Source organism: Streptomyces sp. NPDC088097, assembly GCF_044741845.1.
Taxonomy (GTDB): Bacteria; Actinomycetota; Actinomycetes; order Streptomycetales; family Streptomycetaceae; genus Streptomyces.
In genome coordinates this window covers 57,661-81,769 of the sequence record NZ_JBIUTJ010000022.1, presented here as the reverse complement: position 1 = coordinate 81,769, position 24,109 = coordinate 57,661, and the positions used below count along the sequence as shown (strand labels likewise).

At 69.9% G+C, this 24,109-nt stretch carries 26 protein-coding genes and 2 pseudogenes; 9 read left to right on the top strand and 19 right to left on the bottom strand.

The features are described from left to right. Positions 1-17: 17 nt before the first annotated feature. The 5 genes from ACIOD1_RS33740 to ACIOD1_RS33720 are packed head-to-tail and all read right to left on the bottom strand — an operon-like array spanning position 18 to position 2,473. Positions 18-617, bottom strand: coding sequence for an alkaline shock response membrane anchor protein AmaP (locus tag ACIOD1_RS33740; RefSeq protein WP_401906908.1), 600 nt, complete (start codon positions 615-617; stop codon positions 18-20). 51 nt (positions 618-668) lie between these two features. Continuing rightward, complete coding sequence (locus ACIOD1_RS33735; protein ID WP_401906907.1) at positions 669-1,316, bottom strand: DUF6286 domain-containing protein; 648 nt, start codon at positions 1,314-1,316, stop codon at positions 669-671. A gap of 37 nt (positions 1,317-1,353) precedes the next feature. After that, positions 1,354-1,758: an Asp23/Gls24 family envelope stress response protein gene (locus ACIOD1_RS33730; RefSeq protein WP_401906905.1), complete on the bottom strand. Its 405-nt coding sequence runs from the start codon at positions 1,756-1,758 to the stop codon at positions 1,354-1,356. Continuing rightward, entirely contained in the window at positions 1,755-1,934 is a 180-nt protein-coding gene (locus tag ACIOD1_RS33725; protein ID WP_365627431.1) for a DUF2273 domain-containing protein, read from the bottom strand. The genes ACIOD1_RS33730 and ACIOD1_RS33725 overlap by 4 nt, the downstream gene beginning before the upstream one ends. 59 nt (positions 1,935-1,993) lie before the next feature. Further along, positions 1,994-2,473 (bottom strand): Asp23/Gls24 family envelope stress response protein, encoded by a 480-nt coding sequence (locus tag ACIOD1_RS33720; protein ID WP_401906902.1) that lies wholly within the window; start codon positions 2,471-2,473, stop codon positions 1,994-1,996. Between the two features lie 516 nt (positions 2,474-2,989). On the opposite strand from ACIOD1_RS33720, the gene ACIOD1_RS33715 reads away from it, so the two are divergent. Then, complete coding sequence (locus ACIOD1_RS33715) at positions 2,990-3,355, top strand: hypothetical protein (RefSeq protein ID WP_401906900.1); 366 nt, start codon at positions 2,990-2,992, stop codon at positions 3,353-3,355. Then, positions 3,352-4,635 (top strand): MFS transporter, encoded by a 1,284-nt coding sequence (locus tag ACIOD1_RS33710; protein WP_401906897.1) that lies wholly within the window; start codon positions 3,352-3,354, stop codon positions 4,633-4,635. The genes ACIOD1_RS33715 and ACIOD1_RS33710 overlap by 4 nt, the downstream gene beginning before the upstream one ends. Positions 4,636-4,879: 244 nt before the next feature. Here the strand turns inward: ACIOD1_RS33710 and ACIOD1_RS33705 are convergent, their stop codons facing one another. After that, positions 4,880-5,254, bottom strand: coding sequence for an STAS domain-containing protein (locus ACIOD1_RS33705; protein WP_365627419.1), 375 nt, complete (start codon positions 5,252-5,254; stop codon positions 4,880-4,882). Between the two features lie 51 nt (positions 5,255-5,305). Further along, on the bottom strand, positions 5,306-5,644 hold the full coding sequence (locus tag ACIOD1_RS33700) for a MerR family transcriptional regulator (RefSeq protein ID WP_401906894.1): 339 nt from the start codon (positions 5,642-5,644) through the stop codon (positions 5,306-5,308). Positions 5,645-6,496: 852 nt separating this feature from the next. On the opposite strand from ACIOD1_RS33700, the gene ACIOD1_RS33695 reads away from it, so the two are divergent. Then, positions 6,497-6,886 (top strand): ATP-binding protein, encoded by a 390-nt coding sequence (locus ACIOD1_RS33695; protein WP_365627414.1) that lies wholly within the window; start codon positions 6,497-6,499, stop codon positions 6,884-6,886. Between the two features lie 178 nt (positions 6,887-7,064). On the opposite strand, the gene ACIOD1_RS33690 is transcribed toward ACIOD1_RS33695, so the two are convergent. The 3 genes from ACIOD1_RS33690 to ACIOD1_RS33680 form a co-directional block, all read right to left on the bottom strand. Then, complete coding sequence (locus ACIOD1_RS33690; RefSeq protein WP_365627411.1) at positions 7,065-7,511, bottom strand: DUF2267 domain-containing protein; 447 nt, start codon at positions 7,509-7,511, stop codon at positions 7,065-7,067. A 50-nt stretch (positions 7,512-7,561) separates the two neighbouring features. Beyond that, positions 7,562-7,957, bottom strand: a complete 396-nt coding sequence (locus tag ACIOD1_RS33685) for a DUF2267 domain-containing protein (RefSeq protein WP_365627408.1) — start codon at positions 7,955-7,957, stop codon at positions 7,562-7,564. Positions 7,958-8,064: 107 nt separating this feature from the next. Then, positions 8,065-8,499, bottom strand: a complete 435-nt coding sequence (locus ACIOD1_RS33680) for an Hsp20/alpha crystallin family protein (protein WP_401906890.1) — start codon at positions 8,497-8,499, stop codon at positions 8,065-8,067. Between the two features lie 130 nt (positions 8,500-8,629). Between ACIOD1_RS33680 and ACIOD1_RS33675 the strand changes: the two genes are divergently transcribed. The 4 genes from ACIOD1_RS33675 to ACIOD1_RS33660 all read left to right on the top strand — a co-directional run bounded on the left by ACIOD1_RS33675 (position 8,630) and on the right by ACIOD1_RS33660 (position 13,082). Next, positions 8,630-9,298 carry an HSP18 transcriptional regulator gene (locus tag ACIOD1_RS33675; RefSeq protein WP_365627402.1) on the top strand — a complete coding sequence of 223 codons (669 nt, stop codon included), beginning with the start codon at positions 8,630-8,632 and terminating at the stop codon, positions 9,296-9,298. 46 nt (positions 9,299-9,344) lie between these two features. Next, positions 9,345-9,740 (top strand): STAS domain-containing protein, encoded by a 396-nt coding sequence (locus tag ACIOD1_RS33670; RefSeq protein ID WP_401906887.1) that lies wholly within the window; start codon positions 9,345-9,347, stop codon positions 9,738-9,740. 1,454 nt (positions 9,741-11,194) lie between these two features. Continuing rightward, positions 11,195-12,385 carry a globin domain-containing protein gene (locus tag ACIOD1_RS33665; RefSeq protein ID WP_401906884.1) on the top strand — a complete coding sequence of 397 codons (1,191 nt, stop codon included), beginning with the start codon at positions 11,195-11,197 and terminating at the stop codon, positions 12,383-12,385. A 94-nt stretch (positions 12,386-12,479) separates the two neighbouring features. Continuing rightward, positions 12,480-13,082, top strand: a complete 603-nt coding sequence (locus ACIOD1_RS33660) for a pyridoxamine 5'-phosphate oxidase family protein (protein ID WP_365627495.1) — start codon at positions 12,480-12,482, stop codon at positions 13,080-13,082. A 559-nt stretch (positions 13,083-13,641) separates the two neighbouring features. Here ACIOD1_RS33660 and ACIOD1_RS33655 read toward each other — a convergent pair. The 4 genes from ACIOD1_RS33655 to ACIOD1_RS33640 form a co-directional block, all read right to left on the bottom strand. Next, the gene (locus ACIOD1_RS33655) at positions 13,642-14,538 is read right to left on the bottom strand and encodes a LysR family transcriptional regulator (protein WP_401906882.1); all 897 of its coding nucleotides are present in this window, start codon (positions 14,536-14,538) and stop codon (positions 13,642-13,644) included. A gap of 97 nt (positions 14,539-14,635) precedes the next feature. Continuing rightward, positions 14,636-15,916, bottom strand: coding sequence for an AMP-binding protein (locus ACIOD1_RS33650; RefSeq protein ID WP_401906880.1), 1,281 nt, complete (start codon positions 15,914-15,916; stop codon positions 14,636-14,638). 398 nt (positions 15,917-16,314) lie between these two features. Beyond that, positions 16,315-16,953 (bottom strand): HD domain-containing protein, encoded by a 639-nt coding sequence (locus tag ACIOD1_RS33645; protein WP_401906878.1) that lies wholly within the window; start codon positions 16,951-16,953, stop codon positions 16,315-16,317. 73 nt (positions 16,954-17,026) lie between these two features. Then, entirely contained in the window at positions 17,027-17,470 is a 444-nt protein-coding gene (locus ACIOD1_RS33640) for an HPP family protein (protein WP_401906876.1), read from the bottom strand. Positions 17,471-17,859: 389 nt separating this feature from the next. Here ACIOD1_RS33640 and ACIOD1_RS33635 point away from each other — a divergent pair, with 389 nt between their 5' ends. Continuing rightward, positions 17,860-18,270 (top strand): TetR/AcrR family transcriptional regulator, encoded by a 411-nt coding sequence (locus tag ACIOD1_RS33635; RefSeq protein WP_401906873.1) that lies wholly within the window; start codon positions 17,860-17,862, stop codon positions 18,268-18,270. Positions 18,271-18,466: 196 nt separating this feature from the next. On the opposite strand, the gene ACIOD1_RS33630 is transcribed toward ACIOD1_RS33635, so the two are convergent. Continuing rightward, positions 18,467-20,362 carry an amino acid transporter gene (locus ACIOD1_RS33630; RefSeq protein ID WP_401906872.1) on the bottom strand — a complete coding sequence of 632 codons (1,896 nt, stop codon included), beginning with the start codon at positions 20,360-20,362 and terminating at the stop codon, positions 18,467-18,469. Positions 20,363-20,610: 248 nt separating this feature from the next. Continuing rightward, a pseudogene (locus ACIOD1_RS33625) lies at positions 20,611-20,814 on the bottom strand (hypothetical protein); the annotation flags it as partial. Between the two features lie 40 nt (positions 20,815-20,854). On the opposite strand from ACIOD1_RS33625, the gene ACIOD1_RS33620 reads away from it, so the two are divergent. Beyond that, positions 20,855-21,142: a hypothetical protein gene (locus tag ACIOD1_RS33620; protein WP_401906933.1), complete on the top strand. Its 288-nt coding sequence runs from the start codon at positions 20,855-20,857 to the stop codon at positions 21,140-21,142. A gap of 39 nt (positions 21,143-21,181) precedes the next feature. Here ACIOD1_RS33620 and ACIOD1_RS33615 read toward each other — a convergent pair whose 3' ends face one another. From ACIOD1_RS33615 to ACIOD1_RS33605, 3 genes and pseudogenes are all read right to left on the bottom strand, one after another. Then, positions 21,182-21,697, bottom strand: a complete 516-nt coding sequence (locus ACIOD1_RS33615; protein WP_401906869.1) for a hypothetical protein — start codon at positions 21,695-21,697, stop codon at positions 21,182-21,184. A gap of 37 nt (positions 21,698-21,734) precedes the next feature. After that, positions 21,735-21,974: pseudogene (locus ACIOD1_RS33610) on the bottom strand (helix-turn-helix domain-containing protein); the annotation flags it as partial. A 314-nt stretch (positions 21,975-22,288) separates the two neighbouring features. Beyond that, entirely contained in the window at positions 22,289-23,917 is a 1,629-nt protein-coding gene (locus ACIOD1_RS33605) for a putative glycoside hydrolase (RefSeq protein WP_365627374.1), read from the bottom strand. Between the last annotated feature and the right edge of the window lie 192 nt (positions 23,918-24,109).

The following is a 24,109-nucleotide window of genomic DNA, read 5'->3' as shown; positions in this document are numbered from 1 at the left end:
ATATGACACCGAAGGGGCTATGCGGCGCGGTGAGCCTTGTGGGGGGACACCCGCAGTCGCGCCCTCGCCGGAAGGGGTCGGCCGGTGGACTGGCGGGCGCGTTCCAACGGTCCGTCGCACAGCGCCTGCAGGAGCGGGCCGGGCTCGGCGTCGGGGGTGAGGGTGAGGTCGAAGTGGGCTTCGGGATGGTGGGACGACCCGGTCATCCGTACGCGGGCCTGGTCGACGCCGGGCAGGTGCCGGACGTCGGCTGCCAGAGCGTCGCCGAGGGCGCTCTCGCCCAGTTCCACTCCCTCCAGGGGGTCTGCGCCGACGGATACGGGGCCCGGATGAGTGCGGCGCAGTTGTGCCAGCAGCCACCACAGGGCGAGCAGGACGACGAGGGCCAAAACGGCGATGACCGCGGGCCACCACCATCCCTCGTCCACCCAGCGCGTGCGGTCGGCGTCATCGAGCAGGACTCCTCGGGGAGTGGTCAGGGGCCAGCCGTCGGGGGGTGTGATGCGCCGGCGCCGGTAGAGGTCGAACCCGCCCGCCAGGAGCAGGAGGCCGGTGCCGAGCAGGACGATGCCGGCCAAGGCCAGAAGGACTCGGTTGACTGCGGATTTCCTCTTCATGGGATCCCCTTCATGTCTCTCGCTCGGCGGCAGGCATCTCGCAGACGCGGGCTACTTGCGGCGTGGGCGCACCTTGACGGCGAGCCTGGGAGGACGTGCGAGGGCCAGCCGGTCGAGTTCCGCCGGCAGAGCGACCAAGAGATCCGCCTTGACGTCGGCGGGGGCGCGGTAGCGCACGTCCGCGTGCGCCCCGACGCGGTTGCGGACGATCCGCACTCTGGCGGCGCTGACACCGGGGACCCGCATTGCCGCATCCCGCAGCAGGAGTTCGGCGGCGTCGCGGTCCAACACGGCGTGCGTCTGCGCGTCGGGGGTCTTCAGGGGCAGCTTGTGGCGCAGACCGTGGGTCAGGGCCATGACGAGCATCCAAAGGCCGAGGACGGCGATGGCGGCGGCACCGACCCGTATCCAGATGTCGTCCAGTGGCCGGGTGGCCAGTTCGTCGGCCAGGCGCTCGCGCCAAGTTGCGGCAGTCTGACCGGCGCGGACCCTGACGACATCGAACAAGAGGATGCCCGCCACAGCCCCGACCAGCAGGGCCGTGAGCGCGGCGGGTACCCGGCGCGTTGACCAAGGGCGGGGAGTCGGTTGGCGTTCGGCTACGGGCTGTTTGGCCGGTTGCTCCACCCTGCGGGAGGTCAACTCGTCGGTCGCGGTGGGCTGCTTCGCTACGGCTGGAGGTTCCTGGTCGCGTTCCATGCCGGCTCTCCTTCCCGGGTGGGGAATGCGCTCCGGTTCACTGCACGCGCCCGCGTTCACGGCCATCTGCGGAGACCAGGTGCTCGATGGCGAGGGTCACCTCTGTGACGCGCATCCCGGTGAGGTGGGCTACCCGCTCGCTGACGTAGTGCTGCACGTGCTGGGACGCGGCGGCGAGGTCGGTCGGGTAGGGGAAGTCCACGGTCAGCCTCAGCCGTGCCGAGCCGCCGCCGATGGTCGCGGAGGCGTGCGCTGCCGCCGGCTTCGCGCGCGCGGCCGAGGTGCCTGTGTGTGTGGCCAGCGCCTCCTTTGCGGCGCGGGCCGCGATCCGGGCCACCACCTTCTCCGGAATCACGGTGGCACCGCGCTCTGCCGGTGACAGCACCGCCGTCTGACCGGCGGCCGGCGCCCCGGGCGGGGCGGCGTCGGGTTGCGTTGTCACTTCCGGTCCCGGGAACGCGTGAAGTCGGACAGTTCCAGGTCGCCCTGCAGCATGCGGCCGACGATCAGGCCCACCAAGCCCAAGAACGCCACAAGCAGGAATGCCCAGAAGCCGCCGAAAAAGGCGGCAAAGCCCAAGGCCATGCCGGCAAGCAGGCCCACGGTTGCTCCGTTCATCTCACTCACCTGAACCCTTGCGTTGGTCGTCTTGCGACCCGGCCGTGCCGGGTCAGGGGTTACCGCACGCGCCCTGCGGATTCCTCGTCGTCCTCCTCGTCCGGCAGGTGGACATCGTCGACGGTGATGTTCACCTCGACGACTTCAAGGCCCGTCATGCGCTCCACAGCCGTGATGACACTGGTGCGGACGTCGGCGGCGATGTCCACGATGGCAACGCCGTAGTCCACGACGACATCGAGATCGACGGCGGCCTGCCGCTCGCCCACCTCGACCTTCACGCCGCGGCTCAGGCTGGGACGGCCGCCGGGGACCTTGTCCGCGACCGCCCCGAGCGTGCGGGACATGCCGGAACCGAGGCTGTGTATGCCCGGCACCTCGCGGGCGGCCATACCTACGATCTTTTCGACCACACTGTCGGTGATGGTCGTCCGGCCCCGCGTCCCGGGCGCCGCGTCGGCGCCGCTCTGGCCCGTAAGGGCCTTGCCCACGGGGCGTGGGGCACTCCCGCCCGCGGCGGGGTTGATGATGTCCGACATGAGGCCCTCCAGGATGTCCGTTCATCTGGACGCCGGTCCGGCGCCCACACTGCTTAGACACACCGCGCAGACTCTCCTCACCCCCGCTCGGGCAGCGCGCAGGCTTGCCGTCGAGAAGTGCGTACGCAGGCCGCCACGACCGTCTTCGGCAGAACGCGAGTGGCGGATGCGCAACCGGACCAGCCCCACTCCCCCGCTCGGCGCGGGTCTCCCCCCGCCGCCGGCAACACCGCCGGTACGCGGTGTTGCGCCAGGCCAGGGCACTCCTGGCGACCTGGATGGCAGTGTGCCGGCGGTACGAGCGGTCATCACGCGGAAGTCCACGTCGTCTCACCTCACCGCGATCGACTGCACATCTGTTTGGACCGGGCACGTGGTGCTCAACTCGATGGTCGCGCCGTTCCGGGGCTATCCGCAAGCCGTCGCCTCCGGAAGGGGAGCAGGCGCTCCAAGAGGGGATCCCCCATCTCGGGGTCGGCACCCCAGCGCTGTGCGCCGGTGCCGACCTGTTCGTCGATGGTGGCGAGCGCAGCGCCCTCCCCCAAGGGGGCGACCGCGCTGGTCGCCCGCTGGCTCGCCGTCACCGGCGCGGCCGAAGACCGCATCGTCGCCGTCTTCCCCGACGGCCCCCAGCGCTACACCGGCAGTGTCTTCAGCGACGCCTGCTGCCGCGCACACGACCTGCTGCTCGATGCCGCGCCCGAGCAACCACAGCAGATCACCCACCCCGGTCAGCGGACGGTCATCTCGTGGACGCGGTGCACCAGCGTCACCGACCCCCTCGCCGACCCCGACCCCGGCCCCGACGCCGACGCCGACGCCGAACTCGTCCGCCTCACCGACGACGACGCGGCCGACGGCCTGACGGCGGTGGCAGGATGAAGGCGCTGTGGCGGTCCAACCGCTCCTTCCCCCCGGCCGCGCGACTGCTGATGGCCAACCAGTTCGCCATCAACCTCGCCTTCTACATGCTCATGCCCTACCTCGCCGCGCATCTGGCCGGGGACCTCGCCCTCGCCGCCTGGACGGTCGGCCTGATCCTCGGGGTCCGCAACCTTTCCCAGCAGGGCATGTTCCTCATCGGAGGAACCCTCGCCGACCGCTACGGCTACAAGGCGCCGATCCTGGCCGGCTGCCTGCTGCGCACCGCCGGGTTCGCCCTGTTGGGCTGGGCCGACACCCTGCCCGCCCTGATCGCGGCGTCCGCCGCGACCGGTTTCGCGGGCGCCCTGTTCAACCCGGCCGTACGCGCCTACCTCGCGGCGGAAGCGGGCGAGCGGCGCGTGGAAGCGTTCGCCACCTTCAACGTCTACTACCAGGCCGGCATGCTGCTCGGCCCGCTCGTCGGCCTGGGCCTGCTGGTCGCCGACTTCCGCCTCGTGTGCACGGTGGCCGCTGCGATCTTCGCCGCGCTCAGCGCGCTGCAGTGGCGTGCCTCGCCCGCTCGCCGAGGCCAAGGCCCAGCACCGGTCACGGAGACCGGGCGCGCGGAAGGGGTGTGGCGACAGTGGCGGCAGGTGGCGGCCAACCGGCCGTTCCTGCTGTTCTCCGCCGCGATGATCGGCTCCTACGTCCTGACCTTCCAGGTCTACCTGGCCCTGCCGCTCGCTGCCGACGACGTCCTGGGCGTGGACGGCACGAAGGCGACCAGCGGCCTGTTCGTGCTGTCCGCCGCCGTGGCGGTGGCCGGGCAGCTGAGGCTGACCGGCTGGGCCAAGCGCCGCTGGAGCTCGGAGCAGGCCCTGGCACGGGGCCTGGTTCTGATGGGCGTCGCCTTCCTGCCGCTGACCCTGGCCCCGACCCCGGCCGGCCGCAACGGGTACGCCACCATCGTGGTTGTGGCCGCCCTCGCAGCGGCCGTCACCCTCCTCGCGGTGGGCAGCGCGATCGTCTACCCCTTCGAGATGGACACCGTCGTCTCCCTCTCCGGCGGCCGCCTGATCGCCACTCACTACGGCCTCTACAACACCGTCTCCGGCCTTGGCATCACCCTCGGCAACCTCGCCACCGGCGCGATCTGGGACTACGCCCACCACCACCAAGCGCCCTGTCTACCGTGGCTGGGACTCACCGCCATCGGACTGGCCTGCGCGACCGCCGTCCACGCCCTGGCCCGCACCGGCCGCCTCACACCCCCCGTCCCCCAACCCGCCCCCGCATAGCCCGGGCCGGGCGTCAGCCGTGCGAGCCTCGGGCCACCGTCCGAGACCCGCCTCGGCCCGCCAGCCGTCGTCCCGGCCCACGTCGTCACGCGCCGCGCACCACGTGGCGGGCGATGCGCGCCCCGCTCGCGGGACGCGGGATTGAAGCCCGTACGCGGTGATGTTGAGCAGAGCTGAGCGTGAACGACCGCGGATGGCGCACCCGCTGGTGAGACTGAGCCACTTGCACCGATCCCGATCCCGATCAGATTGGGCTGATGCCGCTCCGCATCTCGGCGTGCCCCTGCGCCAGGCCGAGGTGAGCGGCCGTACCGGTGGCCTTCAGGACTCGGGCGACGGCGGGTTGGGGAGGGCCGCTGAGGTGGAAGCCGGTTCCGGCACGGGCCGCTTCGGCCTTCGCCCACACCAGGGAGGCGACCCCGGAGCAGTCGCAGAAAGACACCCCGCTGATGTCGACGCGCAGGAGGGAGGGGCGGCCGTCGAGGCACCTGCGGACCGCGTCGCGAATGGCGGGAGCGGTCTCCAGGTCGAGTTCACCGACGAGTTGGATGAGGCCATGGTGGCCTGCGAAGACCGTGTGCGTGTGGGGGCGCGGGGGCCGCCGTGGAGAGGAGATCATGCCCGCCTCCCGTGAGGCTACGGTTCCAAGGCGCATCGGGCTCCGGTCCTCTCAGGCCGCAGCCGTCGGGTTCGCCGATCCGGCCGCGCGGCGGTATTCGGCGTTGATGCGCTGCGCTTCCTCCAGCTGGTCTTCGAGGATGACGATGCGGCAGGCCGCCTCGATCGGGGTTCCCTGATCGACGAGTTCCCGGGCGCGGGCGGCGATCCGCAGCTGGTAGCGGGAGTAACGCCGGTGGCCGCCATCCGAACGCAGCGGGGTGATCAAGCGTGCTTCCCCGATGGCGCGGAGGAAGCCCTGGGTGGTGCCGAGCATCTCGGCGGCCCGGCCCATGGTGTAGGCGGGGTAGTCGTCGTCATCGAGACGACCGAACGAAGCGTCTGCTGTCATCGCACCTCTTTCTGGAACGCGTGGAGGGGCCCTGGCGCCTATGGCACCAGGGCCCCGAAGGAACTGCTACACCATCTGCCGGCCCTGGTACCGCGCCGGCCTTCTGTTTCCGCCGACCCGACATGAACTCTGTCGGGAGTGCGGGGATCGCGGTTGCTTGACCGGAGACCACCTCACTATCGATGTCCTGCGGTACCCGGGCTCAGTCATTCGACCCGGGCGATCCCTGATGGCGCTCGGCCCCTCCGTTCTTCCCTCAATGGGACTGCGAACTGCTTGTACTGCTCTGATGAGAACTGCTCGTGGCCTGCCCCAGCGCCACGCTCCGGCAGCCAGCCCCGTCGCCCATCGTGCGTCTGCTCTGGCTTGGAACCCCACTGCCGAACCTCCCGGTGCGCGCGCCCGCAGCCGACGCCTTCACCGAGGAACCACCTACTTCACTTTCACTGCTGGGTAGCGCGAACCGCACTTACGGGTACTGCCACCACTGCATCAACTGCGGTACTGCTCACGGCGGCCCCTGATCACCGCGGGCCACCCGGTCCGGTCGTCAGTTCCGTCGCCGTCCTACAACCTCTCTGGCTTCGAAACTCCACCACCGCACCGTCCGACGAACTGCAACTGCGGGTACTGCTGCCTGGCAGTTCGTTTCTGCCGGGCCCTTCGTTCTTTCTGGCTACGAGAGAAACCATAACCACACGACGCTCCAATGTCTACTCCGGCCAACACAGATTTCCGCGTGCTTCGTGGTGAGGAAATCGAAGCCGGCAGGGTTGGCCGCTTGCCTGGCGGGGCACATCAGGCGGGCAGTACCTGGCAGCGATGGTTCATGGAGCAGCGAGTGAGTACCTGATGGACACGGTGAGCGTCGATGCCACAGCCGCCTGCTCCACGGGCATGGTCGCCGAGGCACGCGCGACCGCCCGCGACTACCTCGCCACTCTCCGACCGGCCGTCGATCCGGACGCTGCCGACCCCGTCGCCTTGGTCGTCTCCGAGCTCGTCACCAACGCCCTGCGCCACGGCGGCGGCGCCTACACCCTGCGCCTTACCGCCCACCCCGACAGCATCGAAGTGGCCGTCGACGACCCCAGCCCCCGGACGTCGCGGATGCGAGCCCCTGATCTCGTCAATGGAACGGGCGGGTTCGGCTGGCACATGGTCAACGACCTCGCCCATACCACCGTCATCACGCCCAAGCCCGACGGAGGCAAGACCGTCCGCGCTCTCCTCCCCCGCTAGCGCACTCGGCCCGCCCGGACCCCGGAGAAGGCCGAGGCAAAGGGCGATGCCCGCGAGGCCGAGGAAAAGGCCAAGGAAAAGGTCAAGGGCACCTTCAAGCGCTGACCCTCACGCCGTCAGGGCCGGGACCGCAGTGGCGGTCCCGGCCCTGACGCGTGTCCACGTGCCGGCGGGTCGATCAGGCGGCGGCGGGCTGGGGCCGGCGCAGTTCTGCCTGTCCGAAGAGGAGGGCGTAGCCGCCGGGAAGCTGTCGCAGGATTCGGGCGAGGAGGTCGGGGCCGGCGAGGCGGGTGACGACGGCGAGTACGGCTCCGGTGTCCCAACGGGCGGTGGCCGGGGTGGCGCCGGTGCGGGTGGCGAGGTCTTTGACGAAGCCCCAGCCGGTGAGGTGCTCGGTGGCGGGGACCTGGGCGGTCAGGGTCAGGGCTGCTTCGACGGGCAGGCGCTGGGAGAGGTCGATGCGTTCGTCTCCGGTGAGCTGGCGGCCGAGGGCGGCCAGGACGTTGTGGACGGCTTCCGCGGCGCGTTCACAGGTGGGGTAGGCGCCTTCGTAGCGCACGCGTTCCAGCATCTGCTCGAAGGTCATGGCGGGGGTGGACCGGTTCGGTCGAGGCTGGTCGTACATGGCTGCGGTTGCCTTTCTCTGTGGAGGATCCGGCCTTGGGCCGGTGGTGGTCAGGTGGGCTGGGGGTGGCCGAACAGGAGGTCGTAGCCGGGTGGGAGCTGGAGGAGGACCTCGCGGGTGAGGACGTCGCCCGCGGCGGCGGCGACGGTGGAGAGGACGGCGCCGATGTCCCACAGGGCTGTCGTCTCGGTGGCCCCCTCGATCCAGGCCGCGGTCGCGCGGACGAACCGCTCCGGGGAGAGCGGCTCCGTCGCCTGCAGCGGGTTGAGGAGGATCAGGGCGTACGTTTCGGGGAGCCGGGCGGCGAGCTCGGCCCGCACGCTGCCGGCCAGGTGCGCACCCAGCAGGGCCAGGACGACGCGTGCCACGCGATCGGCCTCTTCCGTGGTTGCGTACTCGCCGCGTTCTTGGACGTGGGCCAGGAACGCTTCCCTGCGCATCGACATCACGTCACCTCCAGAGAAGGGGTGAAGGGGGCAAGGGGCGCGGAGGGCGGGTGCCGGAGGGGGAATCGACTCTTCCCGCCCTCCGCTGCCGGCTGGTGCGGGAGGGGTCAGCCGGAGATCTGCTTGCGGCCGGCTTCGCCTCGGATGCTGATCTTGCGGGGCTTGGCGCGCTCGGCGATCGGGATCCGCAGGGTCAGGACACCCGCGTCGTAGTCGGCCTGGATGCGCTCCGTGTCCAGGGTGTCGGCCAGGACGACCTGACGGGAGAAGACACCCAGGGGCCGCTCCGAGAGCTCCACCTTCACGGCGTCGACCTTCGTGACCGGGCGGCGCTCCGCCTTCACGGTCAGCATGTTCCGCTCGACGTCGATGTCGATCGCCTCGGTGCTCACACCGGGGAGGTCGAAGGCGATCACGTACTCATCGCCCTCGCGGTAGGCGTCCATCGGCATCACGGACGGCTTCGACCACGTGCCCGACGTGCCGGACAGCTGCTGGACGATCCGGTCCATCTCGCGGAACGGGTCAGTGCGCATCAACATCGCGAAACACCTCCACTTGACTCAGGCAGAAACTGCCAATGCGCTTCAACGTGCATCCGTTGTAGCATGTCATCGAAACGATGACAAGCAAGAAGTCACCTGAAGGGTGACAGCACGACCGGAGGACAGCATGGCCAAAGCCGCCCCATCTACTCCGCAGGTCCCGTTCATGACCGCCGCCACGGCACTCGAGGCCATCCGGCAGGCCCTTCATGACGCACAACAGCCCGGCCCCGCAACACCCGAGTCCGACGCGGCGCCCGCACTGAACGCAGGCTCGGACCCGGTCCTGGCCGCGCTGCTGAGGCTGCGCGAGATTCGCGAAGAACTCGCCGGCTGGGAGAGTGGGCTGATCGAGACCGCCCGCGAGCGGGGCGCGAGCTGGGCGGACCTCGCCGGCCCGCTCGGGGTCGCCAGTCGGCAGGCCGCCGAACGCCGCTACCTGCGCCTGCGCCCCGGCAAGACCGGAAGCACCGGCGAGGAACGCGTCCAGGCCACCCGCGACACCCGCGCCGCCGAACGCAGCGTCACCGCCTGGGCCCGCGACAACGCCGCCGATCTGCGGCGCCTCGCCGGACAGGTCACCTCCCTCACCGGCCTGCCCGCCGGCTCCGAAAGCGCGATCGGCAACCTGAACCAGGCCCTCGGCGACAACGACGCCGCCCGTCTGATGGGACCCCTGACCGACACCCGCCCCCATTTGCGGCCCGAGGACGCCGAACTCGCCGAGCGCATCGACACCCTGACCCGACACACCCACCAACTCCGCCAGGACACCCACGACCAGCGCAGCACGTAACCGGAACCCCGAACCACGGGGGACCCAACGAAGACCGGAGAGAGCCATGGTCGACCACCTTCACCGGGAAGAAGGCACTGACATCGCCGTGGAGGTCATGGATCAGGCCGTGGTGGTCAGGGCCACCGGTGAGATCGACTTCGACACAGCCGCCTCCCTGGAACGCGCCCTGGCCGAAGCCCTCACCCACGCCTCACCCGCCAGGCCCGTGGTCATCGACTGCAGCCGTGTCACCTTCTGCGACTCCTCCGCACTCAACGCCCTCCTGCGCGCCCGCCACGCGGCACAGCCCACCGGCACCGTCATCCGTATCGCCGCCCCCAACCGCCAGCTCCAACAGCTTCTCGAAATGACCGGCACCCTGTCCCTCTTCCCCGTGGACCAAGACCCACCTGCCGGCGACCACCTTTCGCAGGGGTGCGGTGATGGGATTCCTCGGTAGGACACGCCAGTGGGGTGCGGGTCTCCGGTCGGCGTACGGCGTAGGCGCATCGCCTGTCCGGGCCAGACCCCCCTCCCGGGCGGACCGAGCGGGGCCGCGCCGGGTGAACGGCGTCGGGGTGGCCGGCCTGCGCCGCCCGGAACGGCATTGCCGAGGAGGCGTTGGTGGACGGGATCGTGCTGCTCAGGGAAGACCACAAGACGGTCGAGAAACTGTTCCAGCAGTTCCGCTAGGCCACGGGACGCAACCGCCTCACCCCACTCGGCGAACTCATGGAGCAGGCGAAGAAGAAGGCCCCCGCTGAGCCCCTCGCCGTTCCCAGCGCCAAGACGTAACCCGCACATCCCCCATGGGGCTCCTCTACCGGCTCGCGCCCTGAGCACGGCGGCGATCCACCGAATCTGGAGGAGTGACATTCTCGACCGCCCCCTGTGGCCGGGGCGACGGAGCCAACGCCCGCGGCGCCATCCCGTGGCCAGGTCGTTCGGCAGCGTCGGGGCGGTACAGCAGCAGGGCGGTGCGGCAGCAGCATCGCCCCCGCCCCGGGGTACCGATGCCCGCGCCCGTCAGGAGCGGTGCCAGCCCAACTGGATTTCTCATGCCGTGCTGACCTCACGAGTCCGGGCGGCAGGTCAAAGGGCACGATGACCAGACGCCGGGGCGACTTCAACCCATGCCTGCTTCACCTTCTGGACCTGCACCGGAGAGCGGAGCAGCTGGGCCTGTGGGTGGCGGAAATCGGCTGGCAGCCTCAGCCCCAGCGGCGCGATGGCCGAGGTGGCCGGCATCCAGAGGCCCCGCGCGACCTCCGGAGAACGGTATGCGCCGGCCGGCTTCCGTCGGCTCCTGGAGTCCTGGGCACAGTGCGCACGAGAGCAGCCCGATTGCGACGCCATTTGGCCGGCGCCCATGCATTGCGGGTTCCCGGGGCATGAGCGATGAAAGCGTGATCACGATCGAGATCCGGGGCCACGAGAAGACCGCGCTCGAAGCGGCCCTCCGGATCTCGGCCCCTCCTGCACAGCGGCCCGGGCCGGCTGCGGCGTACGCCCGGCCAGTACGAAGTCCCGGTCCTCGGATCGTGGGCCTGGCGGCGGCGACTCCTCGGATACCGGTGCAGTGGCTCGCTTCCGGAGTCACCACACGCGAGGCCGACAAAGTTCGCACCGCGTACTGCGTAGGACGTCTCTCGGGGGCGTCATCGACGAGCGCGGATTCGACCTCGCCGGCATTGCGGCCCGTTATTACTTCCGAGTCACACGCACGATCATGTACCCTCCGGAACCGCTTGATCCGCTTGATCCGCTTCTACGTCAGCACCCGCCAGGAGGACTCATGCCCGCCGCCGTCGCCGCCACCGGACGATCGCGTCCCATTCGAATACCCACGGGAGGAGCGCTGGTCTCTTGAAGTTCCGGATCGGACGCCCAACAAACCCGGCCACGCTCCCGCAGGTGGAGGATCCCGCTCCTCCTGCCGTCACCACCCGAGCCGCCACCAGCGACGAGCCGCCGCTCTCGGCCCACGAGATCACACTCGTACGGACTTCCGTCTCCGTGGTCGAACCGTTCGCCGCTGAGATGACCGTCTATTTTTATGCGATCCTCTTCGCCCGCTACCCCGAGGTCCGTCCGATGTTCCCCCCGGGGATGGACGCCCAGCGCGGGCGCCTGCTGCGCGCGCTGCTACGCATCGTGGATTTGGTCGACGACCCGGAAGGCCTTGTCCGCTTCTGCGGCCACCTCGGCCGTGATCACCGCAAGTTTGGCACCCTCAGTGCGCATTTCCCCGCCGTGGGCGAGTGTCTCCTCGCCTCTCTGGCCCGCTACGCCGGCCCCGCATGGACCGCGGACATCGCCGCGGCCTGGACCAAGGCATACGGGGTGGTCGCCGACGTCATGATCAGCGCAGCCGAGGAGGACGAGGCCCGGCGTCCCGCCGTCTGGCCCGCCACCGTGGTGCACAAGGTCCAGCGCGGACACGGCATCGCCGAGGTCACAGTGCGACCCCACATTCCGTACCCGTACGCGGCCGGGCAGTACGTCAGCCTGGAGACACCGTGGTGGCCCAAGCAGTGGCGTTACTACTCCCCCGCCAACGCACCCCGTCGGGACGGCACCCTCACCTTTCACGTGCGCGCGGTGGCCGGCGGCACGGTCAGTGACGCTCTCGTACACCGTTCCGCCGTGGGTGACGTCCTCCAACTCGGAGCGCCGATGGGGGACATGGTGCTGGACGCCGCCGTCCACAGCGACCTGCTCTGTGTGGCGGGCGGGACCGGCCTCGCGCCGATCCGCGCGATCGTCGAGGAGGTGGCCCGTCGTGGCGGGCGGCACCAGGTCGACCTGTTCCTCGGGGCCCGTACCGGCGCCGAGTTGTACGGGGTCGACGACATGCTCCGGATGGCGCAGCAGCACCACTGGCTGACCATCAGGGGCGCCGTCTCCCACGAGTACATCCCCGGCATCCGGGGATCCCTGCCACAGGTTCTTGCCGAGTACGGCCCGTGGTACCAGCACGACGTCTATCTCAGTGGACCGGCCCCGATGGTGGTCTCCGCCAGCGAGACGCTCACGCTGCACGGCACCCAGTCCGACCGCATCCATCACGATCCATTCGAAACGCCCGTCCTGTCCGCTCCCTGAGCCACACGCTTGCCGATCCTGCCAGGAGAACGCCCCCGTGACCTTCCCCCCACCGTCCTTCGGATCAGCGGGTGAACACCGACTACAGCAGTACATGGGCAGCGCCGACCGCGCCGCCCGGTTCTACGACCGGCAGGTGCGCCCCTGCCTCACGGCCGAGATGCAGGAGTTCATCGGCCTACAGAGCATGGTCTTCCTGGCCACCGCCGACTCCCACGGGGAATGTGACGCCAGTTTTCGGGCGGGGCCGCCCGGCTTCGTGCACGTGCTGGACGAACACACCCTTGCCTACCCTGAGTTCCGGGGAAACGGCGTGCTCGCCAGTGCCGGCAACATGACGGAGAACCCCCACCTCGGCATGCTCTTCGTCGACTTCACACACCATCACGTAGGCCTGCACGTCAACGGCGTCGCCCGGCTCTACCTCGACGCCGACCTCCGCGCCGTACAGCCGGGCCTGCCCTACGACATCGCGCCGGGGCGCGCCGTTGAGATGTGGGTCCACCTCACCGTCGAGGAGGCCTACATCCACTGCTCCAAGCACATACCGAAGCTGATGCCGGCCCCCCGCTCCAAACTCCCCGCCGACCGTCCGAAGGACGCGGAGTACTTCACCGGGTCCCGCACGGCACCGGCCGCCGACCCGGTGGTGCGCAGCGGATACTTCGGGGCGACGGGGATGACGGAGGAGGGGTGACTTTTCGTTGGGCCGTCCGTGGGGTTAAGGGGTGCGTGGCGGTGGCCTTGGTGAAGAAGCGCACCCGGGTCATCTCCGTCGACGGTGAGCGCTACCGCCGGGTCGTCGTGCCCATGGGGATGCGTTGCTCCGCCACGGCTGGGCGCCTCAGGCGGCAGCGCCGCCGGCGCGGCGCCGATCAGCGTGGGCAGCACCAGCCCCACGCCCGGGCCGGCAAGCAACACTCCGAGGAGCCACTCGGCGACGTATCGAGTGGGCGTCGCCCCGACGGTCAGTCCGATCGGTACCCCGTACGGGCCCCAGGCCGCACCAGGGGGCTTTCGGCGGCTCGCCGGGGGTGATCGTGGCGGTCCTGCCTGCTTCATGGCAACGGGTTGCCGGCCGTGTCCGTTCGCTCCTCCATACCGGTCGGGACCACCGACGGGGCCCGACCCGCCTGCGCGGCTGGCCCGTCCGGGATCACGTCGGGATCCGCGGGGTCATCCGTTCGACCGGGTCCATGGCGAGCCCGCCGGCCCGGATCCGTGGGGTGGTCCGGGCCTTCGGGGCCTTCCGATCCTCAGGTCCACATCTGGGCGCTGCGCAGGAGTTGGCTGTGGACCTGTGAGAGTCGGTAGTCGGCCAGGGTTCCGGACTGGACCACCAGGTAGAGGGTGTTGATGGGTGGGAGTTCCGGTTCCAGGAGGGTGACGAGGGCTCCCGAGGCGAGGGCGGCCGAGCACAGGCAGCGGGGCAGGACCGAAATGCCCGCGGCGGAGATGACCGCGGACATGACGGCGCGCAGGTCCGGTACGACGACGCTGGGCGCGGTCGTCGGTGTGGTGTCGAAGACGTCCTTCCAGTACTGCCGGATCAGCGGCAGCGTCTCGGCGTACGCGATGAGCGGAGCCTTGGACACGAGGTCCACGTCGTCCTCCGTCACCCCGTGCGGGAACATCTCCTGCGCCATCGCCGGGGAGGCGGTGAGGATGAGTTCCTCGTCCGCGAGGGGGGTTGCCTCCAGCCCCCGTCTACGGGGGCGGAACGTGGAGACGACCAGGTCGAGGAATCCCTCGGAGAGCCGGTCGAGCAGTTCGTAACTGACGCCGACGGAGGTCTTGATGTCCATCCCTCCGGCGGCCAGCCGAGACAAGGCGGGCATCAGCCGTGCGGCGGCCAGTTCCGGTGTCGCCCCGATCCGGAGCGGGCGGTTCTCCTCGCCGTCGCCGAAGTGGCGGCCGATGGCGATGCTCAGGTTCTTCAGGGAGACCTGCACGTCTTTGGCGAGTACGGTCGCACTGGGTGTGGGCACGACTCCGCGCGGAGTGCGTTCGAAGAGCGGAAGTCCGAATTCCAATTCCAGTCCACGGACCTGTTGGGTAACGGTGGGCTGGGTGATTCCCAGCTGGCGGGCCGCCTTGGTGAACGACCCGGTGTGGTAAACGGCCATGAAGGTTTGGAGCCACAGCAGTTGCATAGAAGGCCGCTCCCCCGTTCGGCCTTGCGCATGGCGCGCCCTGCGGCGTGTTCCATGCTGCTTTACGCACAACTCGCCGTTACCGGCGGTTGTTCCGTCACGCGGGACGGAATTCCTCACCTCTCAGGGTCCGCTCGGCGCCCAGCACGCTGCGCTGGATATTCCCGGAGGCGGTCATGGGCAGCTCCTCGGCGAATTCGATGACGCGGATCGACTTCTCTTCGGGGAGGTCTTCCCGAGTATGGGTCAGTAGTCGCAGAGCGGTCGCCCCCGTCGCTTCTCCTCCGGAGGCCAGGGTGACGAAGGCCTTCGGGATCCACATCCCCAGCGGGTCGGGTACGGGAACGACGGCGGCCTGCCTGACCGCCGGATGCCGCAACAGGACAGCTTCCAGTTCCAGGGGGGCGATGCGGTGGTCGAAGGACTTGAACATGTCGTCGGCGCGACCCGCGTAGTGCAGGTCGCCGGTCTCGTCCTGGGTGACCAGATCACCCGTGTGATAGCGACCTCCGGCAAAGGCCGCGGCCGTTTTGGCCCCGTCACCGAGGTAACCGCTGAGCATGCCGGCCGGCCGGTTGACGAGGTCCAGGCAGAGTTCGCCCGCTATGCCGGGAGGCGCCGGGGTCCCGCTGCCCGGTTGGGCGACGATGACCTCGTATCCGGGCATCGGCCTGCCCATGCTCCCCGGGAGGGGCCTGCGCCCGGGGGGATTGCCGCCGGCGTTCGGCGAGGAGAGAACGAGCAGGGTGGCCTCGGCGTTCCAGGGCACGAACAGGGATCCCCACGAGTGTTTGGCCCAGCCGGGCGCCGAGATGTTCAGGTGGACGTCTCCCGGCTGGACTCCGTTCCCGTACATGCTGGAGAGGTGGCCGACGGGATAGCTCGTGTGGGTGTGGACGACCATCTTGGGCTTGGACGTGGTGCCCGAGGTGAAGGAGCAGAAGAGCGGGTCGTCGGCTCCCGTCGCCGCCTCCGGCACGAAGGGGCCCTCCGGGACGTCGTACGAGTCTTCGTACGACGCCCAGCCCGCGACGGGCGGCCCGGTACAGATGCGGGTCCACCCTCCGGGGACGTCGGCGAACCCCTCCGTCAGTGCGCTCTCGGTGAGGACGTGGCTGATCCCCGCGCGGTGGACGCGGTCGGCCAGGTCGGCCGGGGGCGCGTTCGGGTAGGTGGGGACGATGATGGCGCCGAGTTTGATCGCCGCGAGGATCGCCTCCCACAGGGGCAGCACGTTGTGGAGGGCGAGCAGCACCCGGTCCCCGCGCCTGACGCCGATCTCCCGGAGCCACAGCGCCACCTGGTCGGAGCGCCGGGACAGCTCGGCGTACGAGAGCAGGGTGTCGCCGTCGTCGCCGATGAGGTGCAGTGCTGTCATGAGGTCCGTTCCTTGCCCAGCAGGACCCTGCGGTCGTCGGTGGTGGTGTGGCCGGCGGAGGCCGGCGGCTCGGCGCCTTCGATGCGGGGGTGGAGCATCGCCCGGGCGATGACCTCGCCCGTCCCGGCGGAACAGTGTGTTCAGGCCCGGCTTCCCGCTGCCGACCTGGGTGCACCAGCGGGTGTGCTCGGTGGGTATCCCGAGTGCGTGGAGCCCGTCGTGGATCCTGCCGTCCGCCGCGATGACGCGGAACGGCGCCGTGGTCACGTTGAGGCCCCCGGTCGGGACGGGCGGCCCGGTGTCGGGGCCGGTGCGGAAGAACTCCGACACGACTCCGCGGGTGATCAGGGACCTCATCAGTGCGGAGTCTTTTTCGGGCCCCTTCGCGTCTGTGGAGTTCAGTTCGCCCAGGGCGACTTCTCGATGATTTCCACGAAGTTGGGGCGTACGTAGCCCTCGGTGAGGCGTTCCAGCACATCGGCCTTGATGTTGCCGAAGGTGGTGGCCGGGCGGCGGGTGATGCCGTCGTTGAACGCCTGGACGATGTTCCGCTTGAAGTCGGGGCGGGGGTGCTCCGCCACGACTGCGGCACGGACCTCGTCGGACACGTCGTGGTAGCCGATTCCCAGTACGTCGAGTTCGACTCCGGCGGTGACCAGGGCGATCTCGGGGGCCATGCGGGTGGGGATCTCGGGGGTGGTGTGGAGCGCGATCGCCTCCCACACCACCCGGGCCCGGTCCACCTCGATCCCGTTGGCCAGAAGGAAGGCGCGGGCCGCGTCGGCTCCGTCGATCTCGAAGCGCTGCTGGTTGTCGCGGTAGGGCTCGGTCAGGCCGAGGTCGTGGAACATCGCACCGACGTAGAGCAGTTCGGCGTCGAAGGTGAGATTGCGGTTGTGTCCCTGGAGGGCGCCCCAGAGGAAGACACGGCGCGAGTGGTGGTAGATCAGGTCGTCGGTCGCCTCGCGGATCAGCTCGGTGGCTTCCTTGGCGATCCGGCTGTCCGGAATTTCGATGTCTGCGATGCGAAGGGTCATCGTCGACTACCTCTTGACTGGTTGTGAGGGGACGGGATTGGCGTGGGAGAAAGGGCCGCGCGGGGGCCGCCCGCTACCACCAGTAGGTGGGGTAGACCGGCCCCGGCCTCAGCCGTGAGGCGAGCACGCCCACGAGGACGAGAAGGGCGGCGGCGAGGGCGAGCAGCGGCAGGTACAGGACTGCGTCCGGCTCGGTGACCACGACGATCACGGCGGTCGCCGCAGCGGGCGAGTGTGGGGTGCGGGCGGCCATCATGGCCCCCAGGGCGAGGCCACCGGCCACGGCTGCCGCCCAGAGCGAGCTCCCGACGACCGCGTGCACGGCGAACCCGACGCAAGCGGACAGCAGCTGACCGCCGATCACGCTGCGCGGCTGCGCCAGAGGCAGGGCGGGCGCGCCGTGGACGAGGGCCGCGCTCGCCGCCAAGGGCGGTATGAGCAGGGCCTGCCCCATGACGAAGCCGAGACCGACCAAAGCGACCAGCCCCGCGACCGCCGCCGCGGTGGCGACTGCCACCGCGGCCCACGGAGGCCGGGGCGGAGCCTTACCGGACAGAACCGTCCGGTCCACCATTGTTGCGGTCTGGGCACTGGGCACGCTGATGACACCGCTCCCTTTTCGAGCAGAAATGGAATACGGAATACCGATTGAGGGCGGTACGAACGAACCGGCCCGGCCGTCTCTGCAAGCATTCGGCGGGCGGACCACAAGGCCCCGCCGGACCTGCGGCTGTTCCGCTCCATGAAGCTAGACCGGAACGCTCCGGACGGGCAAATAGGTGGCCCGATGGGGGGTATAGATTTTTTCGGCCAGCGATATTTCCGCAGTGTCCTGCGCTCGCCCCAATGGGCCCCTCCGCTTACCGCCGCAACGGAGAAAGCACGTCCTTCCCTGCGGGGATCCGCATGACGCCCGCGAAGGACTTGCTGGTCGCGGCCTCCTTGGAGCGCCGCACCGGCCCCTGGACGTCGAGCCTTCGAGAGGCCGTGGCGGCCCGGCCCTCAGATCCCGTGTCGGCCGTCTTCGACCGGCTGGCCGAGTGGTGCTCGGAACCGGGCTTTCGAGGCTGCGGGTTCCTCAACGCGTGGGGCGAACTCGGTTCCGGTCACGGCGCCGTGCCGGAGGTGGTGCACCGCCACAGGGCCGAGTTGCGCTCCGTGCTGGCCGAGGCCGCGGACCCGGACCGTCGCTCTCCGGGACTGACAGAGCAGCTGCTGATCCTGTTCGAGGGCGCGACAGCGGTGGCCGCCCTCTCCCCCGGCCCCGAGCCGGCCCATCGGGCGCGGGAGATGGCGGAGCTGCTGTACGAGCGCTGAGGCGTCGAGGGCCGGGGCGCTTACTGGCCGGTGAGGAGGCCTGCGATGGCCGGGACGCCGAGGGCCTGCCTCTGGGAGGCCCTCGGCGCCCAGCCGGAAATCATCGACATCACCCCCACGGGACCCACGGACCGGCTCGTACGCGCCCCCTCGCCCGCGAAGGGCCGGTGCGTGGCCGGCGGCGGGGGCCGGCTGGTCAGCCGCCGACGTGGATTCCGGGGCGGCGGTCGGGGTCTGGTTCGTGGCTGCGGATGATTTCGCGGGTGACCGGGGCGGTGTCGCCGCGGCCGAGGAGGAAGTAACGAAACATGTGGAGCAGGGGGCTGCCTTCGGCCCAGGCGAAGTAGCAGTGCGGCTTGACGCCGGTGGTGTCGCGCAGCGCGAGGAGGATGGCGGCGATGGCGTTGGGAGCGGCCGGGGCCTCGGCGCGCAGGATGCGGTAGGGGCCTACTTGGACACCGCGGATGGTGAGGGTGTCGCTGAAGTCGGAGGGGTCGACCACGTCGATTTCCAGGAACAGGATGTCGGCGCGGCCGGGAACGGGGTTGTTGCCGCGCTGCTCTTGTTCCTTGGCCGCGTATTCCGCTTCGTCCCCGGCTTGGCGGCGGTTGGTGATGATGTTGATGGACTGGTCGTGAGCCAGGGTGTCGGTGAGGAAACGCCGGGCGTGGGCGTCGAAGACGATGCGGTCGGCGCGAAGCTCGGTGGTGCGCGAGACGCGTGAGACCAGCGAGACGGTGATGATGCCGAGGATGAACATGCCGGAGATGGCGATGCCGTCGGGCTTGTCGATGATGTTGGCGATCAGGGCGTAGGACAGGACTGTGGTGAGCAGCGCGAAGCCGACTGCGGCGGCGCGTTTGCGGCGGCGCACGACGGAGACGGTGACGGCGAAGGCTCCGGAGACCATCATGGCCAGGATGCCGGTGGCGTAGGCGCCGGCCTGCTTGTCGACGTCCGCGTCGAAGGCGATGGTGATGGTGATGCACAGGGCGGTGTAGACGAGCACCACGGGGCGTACTGCGCGGCCCCATTCGGGGGCCATGCCGTAGCCGGGCAGGTAGCGGGGCACGATGTTGACCAGTCCGGCCATCGCGGAGGCGCCGGCGAACCACAGGATCAAGATGGTGCTGATGTCGTAGACGGTGCCGAACGCCTCGCCGACGTGTTCGTGGGCGAGCCAGGCCAGGGCGCGACCGTTGGCGGCGCCGCCGGGCTCGAACTGTTCGTGCGGGATGAGGACGGTGGTCACGAAGCTGGCGGCCAGCAGGTAGACGCTCATGATGAGCGCGGCGGTGGTGAGCATGCGTCGGGTGTTGCGGATCCGGGAGTGCAGCCGCTGTTCGGCGTTGGCCCCGTCGGCTTTGATCAGGGGCATCATGCTCACACCGGTCTCGAACCCGGAGAGGCCCAGCACCAGCAGCGGGAATGCCAGCAGGGCCGGGCCGAGCAAGTCACCGAAGCCGCCACCGCCCTTGCCGAGGGCATCCGTCCAGGCCGTGACGGCGGCGGGCGTGCTGAGAACGTCCGCCGCGGCAAAGCCGATGACCACGGCGTTCAGGGCGAGGAAGACGGCCACGAGCGGGATGGCGACCTTGACGGCTTCGCTGAACCCCAGGAGGAAGACTCCGCCCAGGATCAGCAGCAAGGCCACGGTGAGGGCGACTTCGTGGCCGTGCAGGGCCTGGGGGAAGAAGGGGTTCTCCACCACGTGAACGGAGGCGTCCGCCGTGGAAAGGGTGATGGTGATGATCCACGAGGTGGCGACGAAACCGAGCAGGACCAGTACGAACAGCTTGCCCCGCCAAAACGGGAGCAGATCCTCCAGCATCGCCACCGATCCGGCCCCGTGCGGACTTTCCTTCGCCACGCGCCGGTACATCGGCAGCATGCCCAGCAGCGTCAACACCACGATCAGCAGCGTCGCCAGAGGGGAGACGGCGCCGGCCGCGAGGGCGGCGATCGCCGGCACGTAGGCGAGGCTGGAAAAGTAGTCGACGCCCGTCAGGCACATCACCTTCCACCAGGCATGCGGCTCGCCTTGCCCCTCCCCCGCCGCCGGACCGACCGGCTGCACCTGATGCCGCAGCATCCACCGCGCGACACGGCCGCTCGGCTCAGCCCGCAAAGCCGGACTGTCCACCACCTCGGGCACAGCTGGTTCGTTCGCGTCCTTCATGTGCTCCATCAACCTTCCCTGGGTCCCAACGGCGCAGCTCACCGGCCAGATACCCGCGACCCCGCCCGGTGATCGAGTATGAGACACACGTGTGCCGAGCCGGCAGGCGAGGCTCACACAGCCCCGGACGCCGTTTCCCTCACGTCCGTAGTCGCGATGTACTACCTGGTCGAAGACCGTCGTGCGCACCCTGATCCGCATGACTCCGGTCCGAGCGGAAGGCACGTGCGGTGCGCGGCGCCGTAAATTCGACTGTGTGCGGGCGGCGGCGCAGGGAGGCCATGGTGACGTCGAGGGTTTGGGGTCGGGCCGAACCAGTTCTCGTCCCAGACGCGCGCCATCAGGGTCTCCCGAGAGACGGCGCTGCCGTGGTGACGGGCGAGTTCGGCGAGGAGCGCGAACTCCTTGGCCGTGACCGCCCGTGAGGCCGCCGGAGCCGTCGTGTCCCACGTGGCCGACGAGGCCGACGAGGCCGACGAGGCCGACGAGGCCGACGAGGCCGACGAGGCCGACGAGTGGACGCTGACCCTCGCCGTCGGGACTGTCTTCGCACGCGGCGGCACGGGAGGCTCCGGCACGGGGATCGTCCTGGCGGTGGCCCGGGAGCTCGCCGAGGCGGCCGGGGGAAGGCTGAGCCTGCACCGTGCCGGGCCGACCACGTTCACGCTGCTCCTGCCGGGAGTGCGGGACTGACCCGGTCCCCCGGCCGGCGCGCGCGGCCCGGTCGGCGTGTCAGACGGTAGGGGTCGGCGCCGGCGTGTCGGCACGGCTCATCTGTAGGTAGCCGACGAGCGCGGCGATCGGCACCAGCAGCGCGAGGCTGACCGTTCCGGTCCCCCACCCGAGGCCGTCGCGCGCGGTGGGGACGCCCATCCAGTCCGCGAACGAGGCGCCGAGCGGGCGCGTGAGGATGTACGCCGCCCAGAACGCGGCCACGGCGTTCAGCCCGAGGAAGCGGCGGCACAGCACCGGCAGCGCGATCAGGGCCGCGAAGAAGAACCCGGACGGCAGGTAACCCAGGTGCAGGGGCCCGGCCGTGAGGTCACCCCCTGCCGTGCCCAGGGCGAAGGTGGTGAGGACCGTCGCCCAGTAGAAGACCTCGCGGCGGGTGCTGCGGATGCTGTGGATGGACAGGGCCCGCTCGGACGCGTACCAGAGGGCCAGGACCCCGGCCAGGGCGAGGGTGAAGCCCACGGCCGACACCATGTACGGACTGCCCACGACGACGTGGACGACGTCCGCGGCCATCGGGGACTCATGACGGGCGGACTCACTACAGGCGGACTCATGACAGGCGGTGCCCCACACCCCGGGACGTGCCGAGGGTCAGGGTGCTGCCGGCCTCCCGCAGTTTGCGGCGGAGCCGGGTCAGGTACTGGTCGAGGGTGTTGTCGCTGACCTGGGCCCCTTCGCGCCGGCCGGCGCGCACCAGCTCCCGCCGGCGCACCAGGCCCCCTTGGGCCGCGAGGAGGACGGCCAGGATGCGGAATTCGGTGGGCGTGAGGTTCACCAGGAGGCCGCGCAAGCAAAATGCACCGCCCGCACCCTCGGTCCTGCGGGCGGGAGGTGCTGTTCGGCCATGTGCGAGCCCGTCTGGCGGACCGCCATCACCTGCTGTCCGCCACCGCCCACCTGCCGCCGTGGTGCACCTGGCCCTCCGAGCTCGTCGGTCGGGCCATCGGTGACGTCCAGGCGGCCACGGCGGCCGGCAGCCTTGTGAGGCCGTGTCGGGACACCAGGGCTCGACGCCCAGCGCACGCGCCTCCTGATGAGAAGGGTGCCCAGTCGCACCAGGAGGCTGTTGCCACACGCGTGCCGAACACCGGCCCGTCGGCCCCGTCAGCGAGCGGCGATTCGCTGAAGCGCCGCGTCCTGGTAGCGGGCGCCCGCGTTCCAGAGGATGAAGGAGTTCATCTTGTTGGCCGCCGCGGCCTTGATCTGTTCGGCCACTTGGGTCGGCCCGTAGGTACTTCCCATCGAGAAGTCCTGGAGCCAGGGCACGATCTCGGTCTGGGTGCCAGCCGCCAGGCGGGCGAAGTCGGCGAGCGAGCGCTGCACGATCGCGTAGGGGGCGGTATCGGGGTGGGCGACGCCGTACTCCCCCGGTCCCCAGTGAGACGGGTAGACCATCGGCGCGATGTAGTCGGTGACCTTGACCAGGGCACCGATGTCCTGGGCGATTTCGGTGGGGCGGGTGGCGGCGATGCCGAAGACCGAGACGCCGAGGTACTTGGCGTGCGGACGCAGCGCGGTCCGGGTGTCGGCGACGAACGAGGTGATGGACTGCTCGGGGGTGGCGGTCCCGATGCCGGGGAAGCGCATCTGCGACAGCGGGCCGTCCGGGCGGCGCACGTAGTCGTAGAGGATGTCGTCGAAACCGAGCCGAGCCGCTTCGACGGCCAGGTCACGGTTGTACTTGCGGACCGTGGGATCGGCGAAGTTGGTGAAGGACAGGGCTCCGTAATGGCCGCCGTCGTAGGGCTGTCCGGCCGGGGTCAGCACGAGTTGGTCGCGCTGGCCCGACTTCCAGGCGGCCGAGGCGAGCTTTGGGTCGCGGAAGGCCACGATGCGGCCGATGACCTGCGCGCCGGCAGCGTGGATCTCGGAGACGGCCTTGCGGGCGTCGTAGTAGCCCTTGGCGGCGCCTATCTGACGCGCCAACGGCACCTGAGAGGCGTAGCCGACCTCACCGTCTTCGTCCTTGACGTCCAGCTCGACGGCGTTGAGCTTGCCGCTGCGGACCAGGGCGAGGATGTTGCCGCGCAGCGTGTCGTCGCCCCAGCCGATGGCCGTGATGTGGGCGGCGCGGATCATGGGGCGACGGCCTCGGGCGGAGACGGTCTTGGTGGTGGTGTTTCCGGCGCGGTCCACTGCGGTGACCGTCACGAGCGGTGTGCCTTTGGGCACCGTGATCTTGAAAGCCCCGGCCTTGTCGACGGGAACCGTTTTGCCGTTGACGGTCACCGCGGCGTCGGTGGAGGCGGTGCCGGTGATGGCCACGGCGGCGCCCACCTTCTTGACCTCGGGGTCGGCCACCTTCAGGTCGGGAACGGTGGCATCCACGGTGAACGCCACGGCCTCCCGGTACGAGGCGAAGGGGAGGCTGCTGCGACCCGCCACCACCAGGGTGTGTCGGCCTTCGGTCAGGCGCGGGAGGACCAGCTTCAGGCGCTTCCCCTCGGCCGTGGCGGGAACCGCCGTACCGTCCAGGGTGACGCGGAGCTTGTCCTGACTGCCGGCCGCCCGGGTGTCGAGGTAGGCGCTGACCTGTGCGGCCCTGCGCCCGTTGTAGACGGCCCCGTCGCTGAGGCCTTGGACACCCGGTCCCGGCGCGAGGAAGGTCCAGGCTCCGACGCCCGCTCCGGCCAGCGCGAGTGCCCCGGTCGTCGCCGCTATCAGGGTGTTTCGGCGACCTGGGCGGCGGAGTCGGCCGAACGGAACGGAGCGCGATATGTGTTTCCTGGACATCATGACGTCCTTCGTGCCGTGGCTGGATGATGCCCTCATTCATTGCCGCAGCCTGCGCCAACCCCCTCGTCCCGACCAACTTTCACACGAACGGCCGCACTCGCCCCGGTGTGGCGCCTAGGCCATGCAGGCACAGTGCGGTACGGGCGTCCCCGTCGCAGGTACGTATGGCAAGACACATCCGTCTTGGAG

Bases quoted from the DNA above. Each gene is read 5' to 3' on its own strand.
- ACIOD1_RS33705 (WP_365627419.1), bottom strand. From the start codon at position 5,254: ATGATCTCCTCTCCACGGCGGCCCCCGCGCCCCCACACGCACACGGTC.
- ACIOD1_RS33605 (WP_365627374.1), bottom strand. From the start codon at position 23,917: ATGTCCAGGAAACACATATCGCGCTCCGTTCCGTTCGGCCGACTCCGC.
- ACIOD1_RS33710 (WP_401906897.1), top strand. From the start codon at position 3,352: ATGAAGGCGCTGTGGCGGTCCAACCGCTCCTTCCCCCCGGCCGCGCGA.
- ACIOD1_RS33655 (WP_401906882.1), bottom strand. From the start codon at position 14,538: ATGCAACTGCTGTGGCTCCAAACCTTCATGGCCGTTTACCACACCGGG.
- ACIOD1_RS33690 (WP_365627411.1), bottom strand. From the start codon at position 7,511: ATGTACGACCAGCCTCGACCGAACCGGTCCACCCCCGCCATGACCTTC.
- ACIOD1_RS33720 (WP_401906902.1), bottom strand. From the start codon at position 2,473: ATGTCGGACATCATCAACCCCGCCGCGGGCGGGAGTGCCCCACGCCCC.
- ACIOD1_RS33735 (WP_401906907.1), bottom strand. From the start codon at position 1,316: ATGGAACGCGACCAGGAACCTCCAGCCGTAGCGAAGCAGCCCACCGCG.
- ACIOD1_RS33725 (WP_365627431.1), bottom strand. From the start codon at position 1,934: ATGAACGGAGCAACCGTGGGCCTGCTTGCCGGCATGGCCTTGGGCTTT.
- ACIOD1_RS33650 (WP_401906880.1), bottom strand. From the start codon at position 15,916: ATGACAGCACTGCACCTCATCGGCGACGACGGCGACACCCTGCTCTCG.
- ACIOD1_RS33695 (WP_365627414.1), top strand. From the start codon at position 6,497: ATGGACACGGTGAGCGTCGATGCCACAGCCGCCTGCTCCACGGGCATG.
- ACIOD1_RS33685 (WP_365627408.1), bottom strand. From the start codon at position 7,957: ATGTCGATGCGCAGGGAAGCGTTCCTGGCCCACGTCCAAGAACGCGGC.
- ACIOD1_RS33675 (WP_365627402.1), top strand. From the start codon at position 8,630: ATGGCCAAAGCCGCCCCATCTACTCCGCAGGTCCCGTTCATGACCGCC.
- ACIOD1_RS33660 (WP_365627495.1), top strand. From the start codon at position 12,480: ATGGGCAGCGCCGACCGCGCCGCCCGGTTCTACGACCGGCAGGTGCGC.
- ACIOD1_RS33700 (WP_401906894.1), bottom strand. From the start codon at position 5,644: ATGACAGCAGACGCTTCGTTCGGTCGTCTCGATGACGACGACTACCCC.
- ACIOD1_RS33635 (WP_401906873.1), top strand. From the start codon at position 17,860: ATGACGCCCGCGAAGGACTTGCTGGTCGCGGCCTCCTTGGAGCGCCGC.
- ACIOD1_RS33645 (WP_401906878.1), bottom strand. From the start codon at position 16,953: ATGACCCTTCGCATCGCAGACATCGAAATTCCGGACAGCCGGATCGCC.
- ACIOD1_RS33680 (WP_401906890.1), bottom strand. From the start codon at position 8,499: ATGTTGATGCGCACTGACCCGTTCCGCGAGATGGACCGGATCGTCCAG.
- ACIOD1_RS33615 (WP_401906869.1), bottom strand. From the start codon at position 21,697: ATGGCCGCGGACGTCGTCCACGTCGTCGTGGGCAGTCCGTACATGGTG.
- ACIOD1_RS33740 (WP_401906908.1), bottom strand. From the start codon at position 617: ATGAAGAGGAAATCCGCAGTCAACCGAGTCCTTCTGGCCTTGGCCGGC.
- ACIOD1_RS33670 (WP_401906887.1), top strand. From the start codon at position 9,345: ATGGTCGACCACCTTCACCGGGAAGAAGGCACTGACATCGCCGTGGAG.
- ACIOD1_RS33630 (WP_401906872.1), bottom strand. From the start codon at position 20,362: ATGCTGCGGCATCAGGTGCAGCCGGTCGGTCCGGCGGCGGGGGAGGGG.
- ACIOD1_RS33715 (WP_401906900.1), top strand. From the start codon at position 2,990: ATGGTGGCGAGCGCAGCGCCCTCCCCCAAGGGGGCGACCGCGCTGGTC.